Below are 14,108 nucleotides of genomic sequence, written 5' to 3'. Positions count from 1 at the left end.
CCCACCCTCTTGGTCTATAGCGGACGTTAGCGCACATCGAGTAGGTATAGCCCATGCAAGGGGGTACCATCTACCCCCTTATTGCACGCCCATCCATAACGCCGCCCATGATTTGCATGACTGATAGGGCCATCAATCCCTGTGCTCCTTGATGATCAGGACCAGCATGCTGAGGATGAAGGCAAGAAAGATAGCGATCAGGGCGAAAACGGTGCTGTTGTAGAGCCTATCCGGCTTGGTGGCATATTCTGGCATCAATGGGCTCTGTAGCACGCTTACCTGCTTGAGCTTGCGGGCCGCTTCCAGTCGAGTGTTCTCCAGTGCGGAGAGCGCGCTTGAATAGGTTTCCTGAGCGAACTGGGCTTGCAGCTCCAGCGTCTTGTATTCGGAAGAAACACGATTAAGCGATTCGCCGGTGGCCTGGGCGAGGCGGTCGCGCTGTTCCTGAATTTGCTCACGCATGGCTTCGATTTGGCTTTGTACACGCTGCATTTCAGACGAACGATTGCTCTGATAGCTGGAGAGGGCCTGGCGCTGGGCCTTGAGCTGGGCCAGGTTGCCTTCGAGCGTGGCAACCACCTGGTTGATGCTTTCCACAGTCTGTTCTGGTGCCACCAATCCTTCACGATTCTGGAACTCCAGCAGGTTGGCACGCGCCTCGCTCAGTCGGTCACTAAGGCGTTGGAGCTGGCTTTCCAGAAAGCCCACCTGCTCTTCCGCGAGACGCTGCCCCATGTTGTTCATGTGGCGTTCACCAGCATCAAGCAGCAATTGCACCATCTGATGGGCAAATTTATCCGTATAAGCTTGCACTTGAATATCCAGAACACCGGAATACTCATCCATCTCTACACTGACACGTTTCTGGTAGTATTCATGCAAGGTCTCGATCGGCACATTGGCATCATTAAGCCGAGCAAAATAATCACCGTGCTGGCTGTAGTGGGCGCGAAAATCCAGCTGATTCTGGACTTGCTTAAGCATATCGACAGAGAGCAGATACTCGCGAAGCAGTAACAAGTCGGCGCTATTGGAGGTGCCAGTGAGTAACGCAGAAAAGCTGACATCCGGCTGGGCGATCTGAGGGCTTTCCAGCACAACTGTGGCTCGCGAAACGTAGCGGTCCTCTGCCCATACGAACCAGTAGAACGACACCAGAACAATGGCAAACAGGGTAAGCGCCCAATGGGGCTGGGATTTAATAAACCGGGTCATGAAAAGGTACGTCCATTGTGTGACTTGAATGGCGACAAGGTTGACATGCCAATGTATCAGCTGTGATTTGATCCTGGATGGGAATTGTCTCCAGCATCCTCAGCTGCGGAGCTGCTATCCAGCCGCTCCTGTGCCTGCTGAAGTTGATTGCGTGCTTTTCGGAATCGACGCTGATAGGGCTTGAGATCCATTTCCACTAACTGCATGGCCTTGGCATGCTCAAAGGCCGACTTGGCAACCTCAAAATCAGCACGGCGCCTGGCAACGAGACTCTCGAGCTCCTCTCGTGTTTCACTTTCTTGCGTTGATGTATCAGTCTGTGCCTGCTGAGCTTCCGATGGTTTCTTGGTCTTGCCCTGTTGCAAAGCCAGCTCGTTTTGAGCCGTTCCAGGCCGTTGTTGGGACTTTCCCGATGCCACTTGGCCGACCTGCTCGCCACGCTGCTTGCGAGCTTCGTCCGTTTCGGCATGGTAGGCAGCAATGGCATCCTTGACATCGTCATACCAGGTCGCTCGACCATTCTGCAGGTAGACACCCGCCTGGCAAAGCTGCTTCAGCATTCCTTCACCATGGGAAACCATAATCAGGCTAGCCTGACCAACTTTATCCTTAAAGGCCTTGGAGGCCTTGGCCTTGAAGGCCCGATCCCCCACCGAGGTCGCTTCGTCAGAAAGGTAAACATCGAAGTCAAAGGCCAGGGAGAGGCCAAAGTTCAAGCGGGCACGCATGCCCGAGGAGTAGGTCTTGATGGGTTCATCGAAGGCTTCGCCAATCTCAGCGAAGTCCCGAACGCGTTCGATAATGTCTTCCACGTTCTGCCTGCCACCGTGTACTCGGGCCACGAACTTGACGTTCTGACGCCCGGTCATCGAGCCCTGAAAACCACCAGAGAGTCCGATGGGCCATGAGACCCGACAGCCACGATGGATACTGCCCCGCTCGGGCATATCCATACCGGCGATCAAACGCAACAGGGTCGACTTGCCGGCACCATTGCGTCCCACCAGCCCGACACTGACCCCCTTGGGGATGGTCAGGTTGATATCCCTGAGCACCCAATCGCTACCGTGGTGGTTATGGTAACGCTTGTATAATCCGTTGATTTCGATCATGGCTCTCTTAATGGCAACAACGTTTCCGCCAAGAATACAACATTATGCTTCTCAGCGTGCTTTCAGCTTTTCTTTGAAGGTAATATGGAGAAGTAAACCTAGAGCCAACAGACTGAACGTAAAGAACCAGAGATATAATATACTGGTGCCATGTACGACATGGTAGCTGTTGAAGAAGCCATAACGCAGCGTTTCAAGACCATGAATAATGGGGTTATACATCAGGTACTCGAGAATGCTGTGTGGCAAATGATTGATAGGAAAGATCACCCCAGAAAGAATCAGCAACGGCATATTAATCATTTTGATGATCTTGCCAATCTCCTCCACTAGCGACCCCAGTACTGAGACGACCAGCCCCGCTCCCAGCCCCAAGCACCAGAGCGAAAACCAACCGAACATGGCCAGCAGGGCATCATCCGGGTTCATATCGATACCAAGCATCAAACAGCCTGCAATAAACAGCAGGAAGATGAAGGTACGCAGCATACCCTCAAGGAAATTGCGCGTCAGTACTGGGTCCACCGGTTGTACCTGGCGATAGGCAAACAATGCCTGATTGGAGTCCACCGCTCCCAATCCACGCATCATGCCTTCTCGCACCAGATAAAAACCCATCAACCCGGTAATTAACCAGGGAATGAACTCTGCCCCGGGGATCAAGCGCCCCCCTTTTATTTGCGTGCGTATTGCTACCATGATCAATGTCATTGCCGCCGGTTCGGCAATCATCCAGAACCAGCCGAGTCGGTCTGACATAGTGCGCGAGATGGCCTCGCGCATGAACATGGCGTACCAGACGCTACGCGTCACATCCCATGAAGAACGCCCTTCATTAGGCCCGCGAGTAAATATGCTCAGCATAAAACCTTCCTTGCGAGCGAGTGATGGAGCGAGTTTCATTACCCCACCACTCGGTGCTCAGGTCAGAGATCGAGCGCGACCTTGGTGGCCACGGCGACCTGATAGAGGATCTGCGTGATCGACTTGGCAAGCTCGAGATTGCTGGTCGGCGCCCTCGGCAGCACGATGATCTCGTCGCCAGCACGCAGCCTCGCATCATCGGCCGGGATGACGGCACCATTGCGATGCGCCACCAGGATTTCATCGTCGTTGGCACGCGGCGTAAAGCCACCCGCCTGCTCGATGTAATCCTCGACGGACATGCCCGGCGTGTAGACCACTGCCTGCGGCATGGTGACCTCGCCACTGAGCAGCACGGCATCGTTGGTTTCGGGAATCTTGACCACGTCGCCATCCTGCAGGCGTACATCGGCGATACCGCTATTCCCGCGAGCCACGACCAGCTGGCCGGTGGGCTCGACCTTCGAGGCCTTCTGCACGAAGCGCTCGATCAACTCGGCCTGCTGTACCTGGATCTTGCCCTCTTCCGCGGTACGAGCCGGATAGCCTAGATAGGTCGTCTGCAAACGCTGCAGGCTCTTTTCGAGTGCCTCTTCCTGCTGCTTGGCGACGCCTTCGCGCAGGATAGAGATATCGTGAACGCTGGTCATCTCCTCAGGTACACCGACCGCATCGAGGAGCTCGCCAAGCCGTGCGTTGCGTGGCAAGGCGTAACGGGATGGGCCGTAGAAGCTGCCCTCGATTTCGACCACGATGGTCTCGGCACGCTTGTCGGCACTGAACAGCACTTCATCGCCGCTCTGTACAGTCTGGCTGCCAAACTCATCGAGCGGGAAGTACTCGGCCATCGGGCCGTCGCTGCGATCACCACGCAGCAGCACATGCGAAACACCACTATTCAAGCGGGCGAGTTGCTGCACGTCGCCACCGCTGAGCTGCTGACCTTGCAGTTCATAGCGATACTCGCGCTTCACATCCCCGGTCACGGCGATTGCCGGGCCGCGTTCCTCGACCACGATGGTATCGCCATCCTTGAATTGCGGGCGCTGGATGTCACCGTCGAGCAGGAAATCGTACAGGTCGACATTGGCGACGGTACGGCCGTCGCGCTCCACCCGGATCTGGCGGTAACTGCCGAGATCCTTGTCGATGCCCCCGGCCTGATCGAGGAAATAGAGTACCGAGTCGGAGGGTGTGCCGGCGTAACGCCCCGGGCTATCGACATAACCGGTCACGAATACCCCGACCGGCTGGACGCCTTGCAGGTTGGTGTATACCTGCACGTCCTGGGGAAAGACCTCCTGAATAGCGGAGCGAACGGTGGCATCCAGTTGCTGGCTATTCATCCCCTGCACCTGCACCGGGCCGATCGAGGGAATGTAAACATTGCCCTGGGCATCCACCGGTATGGTCTGGTCGAGCTCCACGGCGCCCCAGGCGCGTAGCGTTACCTGGTCACCGGGCTTGATCTTGTAACTGGCGTTCAAGCCATCCGCCATGGTGCCGCGGAAGCCCCCTTCGAAGAGGTTGGCTCCGAACGGATCCAGCTTGTCCATTTCAGCCTTGGGTGGATTAGCCTCCATCCCATAGTCGTTGGGCTTGACCACCGGGCCATAGTTGGCGCTCTGCCAGTTGGCACGGGGAGAGGCATCGACATTGCTGCTCTGACCACCACTCTGTGCCGACTGAGATTGAGACTGACGAGACTGTTCCTCGCTCTGTTGTTGACCCGAGAGCCCTGTGCTCGACTGCAGGAAGCTCTGGGCATTGGCCGAGCCGGGCAGCAACAGCAAGCCCGCCACCAGCAGAGCACTCAGTGTCGAAATATCGCGATTGATCACCGGCTCATTCTCCCTGCCTGGGTTTGCGTTACCAGCCGCTGCGAGACCCAGCTGCCATCCAACGTTTTGCAGGCCACCGCTGAGCGCACATTGCTGCCCTGCAGTTGCATGATCTGCAGTTGCCGGCATTCACGACCACTCGCCGCGTAATACTTCGAGTCCGCCATTACCTCGACGCTGCCACCCCAGGGGCTGTCCTGCAGCACGGTCGTGGCGCCGGGGCCTGCCTGGCTGAGAAAGCCATTCAGATTGGCGTCCAGTTGGGTACCTTGCGTCGGGCCGTCAATGACCGAGCCAGAGGGGTTCTGAGCCTGCTGCATGGCACAGCCCGACAAGGTCACGGCGAGTGCCGCCAGCATCGCGGATGCATGGCGGCGCCCCCTGGGGCGTGATGTCGCCCCCAGGCGGAACATGCCACTGAGTTGTCGTTTTTCCATATTGGTTTCCCTTGCAATATCGGCATGGCAGTCGCCGTCCTGTGAGCCGGCACCATCCGGGCCGGCTCTTGCGACGGTTTGTCATGATGTAAGGTCGGCGGCCACCAGGCAACCGCATACCCGCACGCCGTACAGGTAATGCGTTAAAGCTCCTTGAGCAGACGGGTCAGGATATCCTGCTGGCTCATGGCTTCCGTGTTGACCGTCACCTCGGCGTTGCTCGGCACTTCGTAGGGACTGTTGATTCCCGTGAAGTCCTGGATCCTGCCTTCACGTGCCTTCTGATAAAGGCCCTTGGGATCGCGCTGCTCGCAGATATCCAGCGGGGTGTCGACATGAACTTCGATAAAGTCGCCCTCGTCGAACAGCTCGCGGGCCGCATCACGGTTGGCGCGGAACGGTGAAATGAAGGCAGTGATCACGATCACGCCAGCTTCGGCGAACAGGCGCGCCACCTCGCCCACCCGGCGGATGTTTTCGGCGCGGTCGCCCTCGCCCATATCCAGGTCCTTGCACAGACCATGACGGATATTGTCACCATCGAGCAGCATGGTGTGATAGCCACGGCGGTTGAGCTCGACTTCCAGCGCGTTGGCCAGGGTCGATTTGCCGGAGCCGGAGTAGCCGGTGAACCAGACGCACTTGCCCGCATGGCCGTTGATCTGCTCACGCATGGCCTGGGTGACGCTGGTGCGGTTCCACACCACGTTGGCCTTGCTGTCGTGCTCGCGGAACTCGTAGGGCAGCTCGCTCTCCAGCGGCCGGTGAATCATGCCGACGCCCACGGTGATGTTGGACAGCCGGTCGATGATGATGAAGTTGCCGGTGCCCGGGCTGGTACGGTAGTCGTCAACCGGAACCGGCGCGGTCAATTCCACCTGGCAACGCGCGATGGCGTTGAGGTCGAGATGATCGGCGTGGCGATGCTCCAGGGTATTGACGTCGACCTGGTAGTCGATGGCTGTCACCTTGCCGGCCATGTCGCGAGTGGCCAGCTTGAGGTCATACAGCTTGCCAGGCTCGAGCGCCTTTTCATGCATCCAGACGATATCCGCCTCGAAGCTGGTCGCCAGCGGCACCTGGGCATCTTCGGCGACGATCCAGTCACCACGCGAGATGTCGATCTCGTCTTCCAGGGTCACGGTGATTGCCTGCCCCGGGTAGGCGGCATCGAGATCGCCGTCCCAGGTGACGATACGCTCAACCTTGGAGGTCTTGCCGGAAGGCAAGGCGCGGATGGCCTGGCCGGGTTGCATCACCCCAGCGGCCAGAGTGCCGCAATAGCCCCGGAAATCCAGGTTGGGACGGTTGACGTACTGCACCGGCAGGCGCAGGTCGCGCAGGTTCTGGTCGTGGCGGATCTCGACGGTCTCGAGCAGTTCGAGCATCGCCGGTCCTTTGTACCAGGACATCGTCTCGCTCTTGTTGACCACGTTGTCGCCCTTCAGTGCCGACATCGGCACGAAGTGGATGTCCGGAGCGTTCAGCTTCTCGGCGATGTCCTGATACTGCTCGACGATCTCGTTGTAGCGCTCCTCGGAGTAGTCGACCAGGTCCATCTTGTTGATCGCCACCACCAGGTGCTGGATACCCAGCAGATCGGCGATGAAGCTGTGCCGGCGGGTCTGGGTCTGCACGCCATGGCGCGCATCGACCAGGATTATCGCCAGGCTCGCCGTGGATGCCCCGGTCGCCATGTTGCGCGTGTACTGCTCGTGTCCCGGGGTATCGGCGATGATGAACTTGCGCTTGTCGGTCGAGAAGAAGCGGTAAGCGACATCGATGGTGATGCCCTGCTCCCGCTCCGACTGCAGGCCATCCACCAGCAGCGCCAGATCCACCTCCTCGCCGGTGGTCCCGCTGGTTTTGGAAGCCTGGGTAATCGCCGCCAACTGATCCTCATAGATCATCTTGGAATCGTGCAGCAACCGCCCGATCAGCGTCGATTTACCGTCATCGACGCTGCCACAGGTAATAAAACGAAGCAGATCCTTGTTCTCATGCTCCTTGAGATAAGCTTCGATGTCGTCCGCGATCAAACTTGATTGGTGTGACATTGCCAAAGTCCCTAGCTGTAAGCTGTAAGCCGTAAGCTGTAAGTCATCCAACAGCCTCGACCTCCAGCTATAGATTCATTCGTCGTCCAAAGTGATGAGCAACCCATGAAGCATCGAGGAAATTTCACGAGTTTCCTGTAACCACTGCCGGCCTTGCTGCTCATCGATGTAGCCGATATCCATACCGATATAAACTTGAGTCCGCAATTCAGCACATGAGCCTCTGGCTACCACCAGAAAATGACTCTTATCCTTTTTTGTGCGTCTGGACATGCCCTCGGCGATGTTGCTGGGAATGGAAAGCCCGGAACGGGTGATTTGGTCTCGAAAGCCAAAGTCTCGTAGATTGACGAGCGCTTTATAGAGCTCAGCCGACATACGTGCTGAGCGCTTCCAGACTTCCAACCTTTCGAAGTTCACGCGGGTTCCCTCCCAAGGCTGCAAGCTTGCCGTTTTTTCTTACAGCTTAAAGCTTACAGCTTACGGCTACCTGAGGCGCTCCGCGCATCAGAGGTACTCATCCCTCTTTCGACTTCTTTCTTCCGTCTTTCTAACGTGCCGAAGGCGCGTTAGAAGTACCCTTCCCTCTTCTTCTTCTCCATGGAGCCGGCCTGGTCGTGGTCGATGGCGCGGCCGCTGCGTTCCGATGTCTTCGTCAGCAGCATTTCCTGGATGATTTCAGGCAGGGTGGCGGCTTTGGATTCCACCGCGCCGGTCAGCGGGTAGCAGCCGAGGGTACGGAAGCGAACCCATTTCTCCTCGGGTACTTCGCCTTCTTCGAGGGGCATGCGCTCGTCGTCGACCATGATGTCGATGCCGTCGCGGTGCACGATCGGGCGCGGGGCGGAGTAATAAAGCGAGACGATGGGGATGGATTCCAGGTAGATGTACTGCCAGATATCCAGTTCGGTCCAGTTGGAGAGCGGGAAGACACGAATGGATTCACCCTTGTCGACCTTGGCGTTATAGACGTTCCACAGCTCGGGGCGCTGATTCTTCGGATCCCAGCGGTGATGCTTGTCGCGGAAGGAGAAGACACGCTCCTTGGCGCGGCTGGCTTCCTCGTCGCGACGTGCCCCGCCGAAGGCGGCGTCGAACTGGTACTTGTCCAGCGCCATCTTGAGCGACTGGGTCTTCATCACGTCAGTGTACTTGGAGCTGCCGTGATCGAAGGGGTTGATCCCCGCCTCGACACCTTCCTGGTTGATGTGCTCGATCAATTCCATGCCGGCCTCTTCGGCCATGCGGTCACGGAACCTGATCATTTCCTTGAACTTCCAGGTGGTGTTGACATGCATCAGCGGGAACGGCGGCGGCCCGGGATAGAAGGCCTTGCGCGCCAGATGCAGCATCACCGAGGAATCCTTGCCGATGGAGTACAGCATCACCGGGTTACGGAATTCGGCAGCCACCTCGCGAATGATGTGAATCGACTCGGCCTCGAGCTGCTTGAGGTGAGTCAGACGTTCGGGGGTTATTTCCATATCGATCGGTCCATTGGGTCGGGAATTGGCATTGAGTCAAGAGGGAAGAGCGCGGCTACGCCGCTGGAAGAAGGAAGAACAGAGCTTCCTTCTTATTTCTTCTTTCTTCGCCCTTCCTTCTTACTTCTTCAGACTCGCGCTCAGTGCGTCTGTCCAGCGCTGGTCGCGCTCGCCACAGACGATGAAAAATGGGTTGAGTACGGAATCCTGCTGGTTACAGCGCAGGGGTTCAAGGGTTTCGGCGTCGAGCACTTCCCCGCCTGCGGCCACGACAACTGCCTGGGCGGCGGCGGTGTCCCACTCGCTGGTTGGTGCCAGCCGGGGATAGAGATCCGCCTGACCTTCGGCTACCAGGCACAGCTTGAGCGAGCTGCCCATGGAGACCCGCTCATGCTGCGGCAAACCGGCACAGAATGCTTCGAATGCTTCCGCACCGTGAGAACGGCTGCCCACCACCTTCCAGGGGTCACCACCTTCGCGAGGCAGGGCACGCACCTGGATGCGGCTCGACGCGCCCTGCTCCACTTTCCAGGCGCCCTGGCCGACTTGCCCGTACCAGGTGGTATCGAGCACCGGTGCATGCACGATGCCGAATACCGGGTCGCCATTCTCTACCAGTGCCACGTTGAGCGTGAATTCACCGTTCTTCTTGATGAACTCCTTGGTGCCATCCAGCGGGTCGATCAACCAGTAACGCGCCCAGTCGCGACGCGTCTCATAGGAAATCTCACCGGACTCCTCGGACAACACCGGCACACCGGGCGCCACGGACTCAAGCAAGGCTACCAGGGCGTGATGGGACGCCATATCCGCCTCGGTCAGCGGACTGTCATCCTCCTTGGTTTCCACATGGAAGGTGCGGTTGTAGATCTCCAGCACCTCGCGCCCCGCCACCTCGACACCGGCAAGCAAGCGATCGCGCATATCGTCCGTCACGAAATCAGTCAAAAGAGTCTCCTTGGTTATTAGCCGTAAGCTTTAAGCTGTAAGCTATAAGAAGAGCCAACCACTACCCCATTACCTGTACCCTGAGCCTCTGGTTTGGTTTTTGGGGTTACTTACAACTTAAAGCTTAGGGCTTACAGCTTTTGAGAGCGGCAGCTCTCAAAACCCCCACACCAACGGTATCAATCCCACTGCCGTGCTTCCGATGAGCAGGCTGAGCGGTGCACCCAGGCGCAGGTAGTCGATTAATCGATAGCCGCCGGGGCCGTATACCATGAGGTTGGTCTGGTAGCCCAGTGGCGTCATGAAACTGGCCGAGGCGGCGAACATGATGGCTATGGCGAACGGCATGTAACTGACACCGAGCTGATCGGCCACCGACATGGCAATCGGGAACATCAGCACCGCCGCAGCGTTGTTGGTGATGATCTCGGTAAACAGGGTCGTCAGCAGGTAGATCACGGCCAACGCCAACCAGGGCGACATGTTGTCGCTCACCACGGTGTTGGCGATGGCCTGAGCGGCGCCGGAGCTGGTCATGGCCGTTCCCAACGCAAAGGACGCAGCGATCACCGTCAACACGGAGAGGTCGATATAGCGGCGCGCCTTGCTGACAGTGATGCAGCCGGTCATCAGCATGCCACCACCAGCCAGTAGTGCGGCTTCGAAGATCGACAACAGGCCGACCCCGGCCACGCCGACCATCAACCCCAGCACCGTCAAGGCGAGCGGCGCCTTGTGGAAGCTGGGCGGCGTGGAGTCGTTGAGCGCGCTGACCAGCAGGAAGTCACGCCGATAGCGGTACTGCTCGACGAAGTCCTGGCCGGTCTCCATCAGCAGGGTGTCACCCACTTGCAGGCGGATATCCCCCACCTTGCCGGGCAGGCGGCGTCCTTGTCGGGAAATCGACAGGATCACGGCCTGGAAACGCGAACGCACTCTGGCCTCGCGCACCGTGTGCCCAACGCCGGTGAAATCCGGTCCGATCACCGCCTCGACCAGGCAGCGTTGGTGGTTGGCCATATCCAGCTTGTGGATGTCGCCATTGGCGGGGGTCACGCCCCTGACCTGGCGCAGTTCGCGGGCACACTCTGGAGCGCCGATGAAGACCAGCACATCGCCGGGCTCGAGCTGGGTCTCCGGGGGGACGGCCGTCATCAGGCGACCATCGCGCTCGATGTCGGTCAGATAACCATATTGCAGGTTGCGCAGTCCGGCTTCGGAGATGGTCTTGCCGGTCAGGGGCCCGCTCTTGTCGACCACGAACTCGACGCTGTATTCGCGGGCCATGTCGAGTTGCTCGATCACCCCTTCACGCCGTGGCAGCAGGCGGTCGGCGAACAGCATCAGGAAGGTACCGCCGACCAGCAGCAAGGGAACGCCGACCTTGGCAAGCTCGAACATGCCAAGCGCCACGCCCTTCTCGCTCTGTAGAAGACCATCGACGACCAGGTTGGTACTGGTGCCGATCAGCGTACAGGTACCGCCGAGGATGGCGGTGTAGCTCAACGGCAAGAGCAGTTTGGAAGGGGGAAGCCGAAGCTTGCGGGACCACTCTTGCAGCGCCGGAATGAACATGGCGACCACGGTGGTGTTATTCATGAAGGCGCTGAGGGTGGAAGCGGGCAGCATGACCCGCAATTGCGCCTTCTTGAGAGAGCTGGGGTGTCCCAGCAGCCCATTCGCCACCCACTGCACTGCACCGGTTTCCTTGAGTGCAGCGGCGACGACATACAGGGCCGCGATGGTCATGACGCCGGTATTGGAAAAACCGACCAGGGCCTCGGCGGGCTCGAGCACGCCGCTGACCACGAGAAACGCCATTGCCGCCATCAGGATGGCGTCCGCCGCGATCCGCGTAGCAGCCAGGGCCACCAGAACGGCGATTACGCTGAATGTACTGAGCCAGGCATCCATTGCCATGGGGTATAAGACTCCAAAATTCGCCGAGGCACGCTACCGCCCCGGGATTGCTCCGGGCGATTTCCCTTGCCCTGTCGAGTCGAATTGTATGACCGCTCCTGCGGGTTCTGCGACTACGCTCGATCACGTAGGTCGGTGGCCATTCTATGGATTTACAACGTTGGCGGCTAGCCGAACAAGAGCTATTTTCATCCAGAAACGCCTGATTGGAACGTAACCTTACGTAACTTTCCAGGTCACTCCGGCCTTCGTAGCCCTTTCGCCTCCTGCTGACGAGGCGTCACCACAACAGCCAGTCCCGCCTCTTTCCTACAGGATCCTCATTGCAACACAAAGAAAATAACTTTGTATTGTCGCCAATCGATGACAGTGCGTTGATAATCAAGGCTTCATCATATAGCGATATAACTGTCATCCCTTCCATTTAGGCTCCCGGGTTCCGATAACGACCCGAGGAGACCGATGACATGCTGACACGACGCCAGGTACTGGGGCTTGGTATGCAGGGCGGCATGGCGCTTGGCGCCACCATGGCCGCGCCTGCCATCGTGCTTGCCGAAACGCGCCGACCGATGATCACGTCCGGTGTGATGAGCGGCGACATGCTGACCGACCGCGCCATGATCTGGTCGCGCGTCGACCGTCCTTCCCGGATGCTGTTGGAGGTCGCCGACAACCCGGAATTCAGGGGCGCTCGAAGCCTGCGTGGCCCCGAGGCCCTGCCCGTGCGGGATCTCACCGCCAAGCTGGATGTCACGGGGCTCGATGGCATGGATACCCTGCACTATCGCGTTCGATTCGCTGCCCTGGGCGATCATCGTGCGATCAGCGAGCCCGTCGTTGGCCAGCTACGCCTGCCTTCGGAACAAAAGCGCGACGTCCGCTTCGTGTGGTCCGGCGATACTGCCGGCCAGGGCTGGGGCATCGATGAATCACGCGGTGGCATGACCACCTACGAGACCATGCGTCAGCAGCATCCGGACTTCTTCATCCACTCCGGCGACACCGTCTACGCCGATGGCCCCTTGAAGGAAAGCGTCGAGCTGGCGGATGGCAGCATCTGGCGCAATCGGCTCACTCCGGCCAAGAGCAAGGTCGCCGAAACCCTCGACGAATACCGGGGCCAACACGCCTACAACCTGCTGGATGCCAATGTGCGGCGCCTGAATGCCGAGGTACCGATGCTGGCTCAATGGGACGACCATGAGACGGTGAACAACTGGTATCCCGGTGAAGTGCTGGACGATCCGCGCTACACCGAGACCAACGTGTCCCTGCTCTCGGCCCGGGCTCGTCGCGCCTTCCTCGAGTACATGCCGCTGCGTCAGCAGCCCGAGGCGCCACAGCGGATTTATCGTCGTTTCCCCTACGGGCCGGGCCTCGAGGTGTTCATGCTCGACATGCGCAGCTTCCGCGGCCCTAACGATGCCAATCAGCAGGAAGATGGCGCGGCCCTGCTCGGCCGCCAGCAGGTCGACTGGCTGATCGACAGCCTGAAACGCTCCACCGCGACCTGGAAGGTCATCGCCTCGGACATGCCGGTGGGGCTGATGGTCGCCGACGGTGACAACGCCGAAGCAGTGGCCAATGGAGATCCCGGCCGGCCGCTGGGCCGCGAGCAGGAAATAGCACGCCTGTTAGAGGCCATGCGCGACAACGATATCCGCAACGTGGTCTGGCTCACCGCTGACGTGCACTACACCGCTGCGCATCATTACGCACCGGAGCGCGCAGCCTTCAAGAATTTCCGGCCCTTCTGGGAATTCGTCAGTGGCCCCCTGCATGCCGGAACCTTCGGCCCCAACGATCTCGACGCCACCTTCGGACCGGAAGTCGTCTTTCAGAAGGCCCCACCCGACGGCCAGGCCAACCTGCCGCCTTCCGCCGGCTACCAATTCTTCGGCCAGGTGGACCTCGACGGCGAAAGCGAGATGCTGACCGTGACCCTGAAAGACGCCGCCGGCAACGCCCTGCATAAGCAGGAGCTAACACCAGAGCGCGGCTAGCGCCGCTGGAAGAGGGAAGAACGGCGCGTAGCGCCTTTAAGAGAAAAGACAACCCCAAACCAGCCTCGGGGCCGGGGCTGGGGTTTCTTCCCTCTTCCCTCTTCCCTCTTCCCTCTTCCCTCTTCCCTCTTCCCTCTTCCCTCTTCCCTCTTCCCTCTTACAGCATACACCATAAACCATACAGCATAAAAACTTACTAAATCATATAAAAAATAGAATCAGGC

11 protein-coding genes are annotated in these 14,108 nt (G+C 58.9%); 1 reads left to right on the top strand and 10 read right to left on the bottom strand.

Translation table 11 applies throughout. The features are described from left to right. Positions 1–132: 132 nt before the first annotated feature. The 10 genes from FZZ93_RS04140 to FZZ93_RS04095 form a co-directional block, all read right to left on the bottom strand. Positions 133–1,215: a KpsE/RkpR family capsule polysaccharide export protein gene (locus tag FZZ93_RS04140; RefSeq protein ID WP_149321070.1), complete on the bottom strand. Its 1,083-nt coding sequence runs from the start codon at positions 1,213–1,215 to the stop codon at positions 133–135. 56 nt (positions 1,216–1,271) lie between these two features. Next, on the bottom strand, positions 1,272–2,327 hold the full coding sequence (locus tag FZZ93_RS04135; protein WP_149321069.1) for an ABC transporter ATP-binding protein: 1,056 nt from the start codon (positions 2,325–2,327) through the stop codon (positions 1,272–1,274). Between the two features lie 51 nt (positions 2,328–2,378). After that, entirely contained in the window at positions 2,379–3,191 is an 813-nt protein-coding gene (locus FZZ93_RS04130; protein WP_149321254.1) for an ABC transporter permease, read from the bottom strand. Positions 3,192–3,253: 62 nt separating this feature from the next. Further along, entirely contained in the window at positions 3,254–5,032 is a 1,779-nt protein-coding gene (locus tag FZZ93_RS04125) for a polysaccharide biosynthesis/export family protein (RefSeq protein WP_149321068.1), read from the bottom strand. After that, positions 5,029–5,469, bottom strand: a complete 441-nt coding sequence (locus tag FZZ93_RS04120) for a DVU3141 family protein (protein ID WP_246146104.1) — start codon at positions 5,467–5,469, stop codon at positions 5,029–5,031. Before FZZ93_RS04120 ends, FZZ93_RS04125 begins: the two co-directional genes overlap by 4 nt. Positions 5,470–5,612: 143 nt before the next feature. Further along, a complete protein-coding gene (gene cysN, locus FZZ93_RS04115; protein WP_149321067.1) occupies positions 5,613–7,526 on the bottom strand; it encodes a sulfate adenylyltransferase subunit CysN in 1,914 nt (637 codons plus the stop codon). A 75-nt stretch (positions 7,527–7,601) separates the two neighbouring features. Then, positions 7,602–7,946 carry a four helix bundle protein gene (locus tag FZZ93_RS04110; RefSeq protein WP_149321066.1) on the bottom strand — a complete coding sequence of 115 codons (345 nt, stop codon included), beginning with the start codon at positions 7,944–7,946 and terminating at the stop codon, positions 7,602–7,604. Positions 7,947–8,095: 149 nt separating this feature from the next. Further along, the gene (gene cysD, locus FZZ93_RS04105; RefSeq protein ID WP_149321065.1) at positions 8,096–9,010 is read right to left on the bottom strand and encodes a sulfate adenylyltransferase subunit CysD; all 915 of its coding nucleotides are present in this window, start codon (positions 9,008–9,010) and stop codon (positions 8,096–8,098) included. 120 nt (positions 9,011–9,130) lie between these two features. Beyond that, entirely contained in the window at positions 9,131–9,934 is an 804-nt protein-coding gene (cysQ, locus tag FZZ93_RS04100; RefSeq protein WP_149321252.1) for a 3'(2'),5'-bisphosphate nucleotidase CysQ, read from the bottom strand. 180 nt (positions 9,935–10,114) lie between these two features. After that, positions 10,115–11,878 (bottom strand): SLC13 family permease, encoded by a 1,764-nt coding sequence (locus FZZ93_RS04095; RefSeq protein ID WP_149321064.1) that lies wholly within the window; start codon positions 11,876–11,878, stop codon positions 10,115–10,117. A 467-nt stretch (positions 11,879–12,345) separates the two neighbouring features. Between FZZ93_RS04095 and FZZ93_RS04090 the strand changes: the two genes are divergently transcribed. Then, the gene (locus tag FZZ93_RS04090; RefSeq protein WP_149321063.1) at positions 12,346–13,884 is read left to right on the top strand and encodes an alkaline phosphatase D family protein; all 1,539 of its coding nucleotides are present in this window, start codon (positions 12,346–12,348) and stop codon (positions 13,882–13,884) included. Positions 13,885–14,108 lie beyond the last annotated feature (224 nt).

The sequence above is a fragment of the Halomonas eurihalina genome, from assembly GCF_008274785.1.
In the GTDB taxonomy this organism is placed as follows: domain Bacteria; phylum Pseudomonadota; class Gammaproteobacteria; order Pseudomonadales; family Halomonadaceae; genus Halomonas; species Halomonas eurihalina.
This window is presented reverse-complemented; position numbering and strand designations above follow the sequence as displayed.

Excerpts from the sequence above, each read along its gene's own strand:
- FZZ93_RS04140 (WP_149321070.1), bottom strand. The coding sequence starts at position 1,215 with ATGACCCGGTTTATTAAATCCCAGCCCCATTGGGCGCTTACCCTGTTT.
- FZZ93_RS04135 (WP_149321069.1), bottom strand. The coding sequence starts at position 2,327 with ATGATCGAAATCAACGGATTATACAAGCGTTACCATAACCACCACGGT.
- FZZ93_RS04130 (WP_149321254.1), bottom strand. The coding sequence starts at position 3,191 with ATGCTGAGCATATTTACTCGCGGGCCTAATGAAGGGCGTTCTTCATGG.
- FZZ93_RS04120 (WP_246146104.1), bottom strand. The coding sequence starts at position 5,469 with ATGGAAAAACGACAACTCAGTGGCATGTTCCGCCTGGGGGCGACATCA.
- cysN (WP_149321067.1), bottom strand. The coding sequence starts at position 7,526 with ATGTCACACCAATCAAGTTTGATCGCGGACGACATCGAAGCTTATCTC.
- cysD (WP_149321065.1), bottom strand. The coding sequence starts at position 9,010 with ATGGAAATAACCCCCGAACGTCTGACTCACCTCAAGCAGCTCGAGGCC.
- cysQ (WP_149321252.1), bottom strand. The coding sequence starts at position 9,934 with ATGCGCGATCGCTTGCTTGCCGGTGTCGAGGTGGCGGGGCGCGAGGTG.
- FZZ93_RS04095 (WP_149321064.1), bottom strand. The coding sequence starts at position 11,878 with ATGGCAATGGATGCCTGGCTCAGTACATTCAGCGTAATCGCCGTTCTG.
- FZZ93_RS04090 (WP_149321063.1), top strand. The coding sequence starts at position 12,346 with ATGCTGACACGACGCCAGGTACTGGGGCTTGGTATGCAGGGCGGCATG.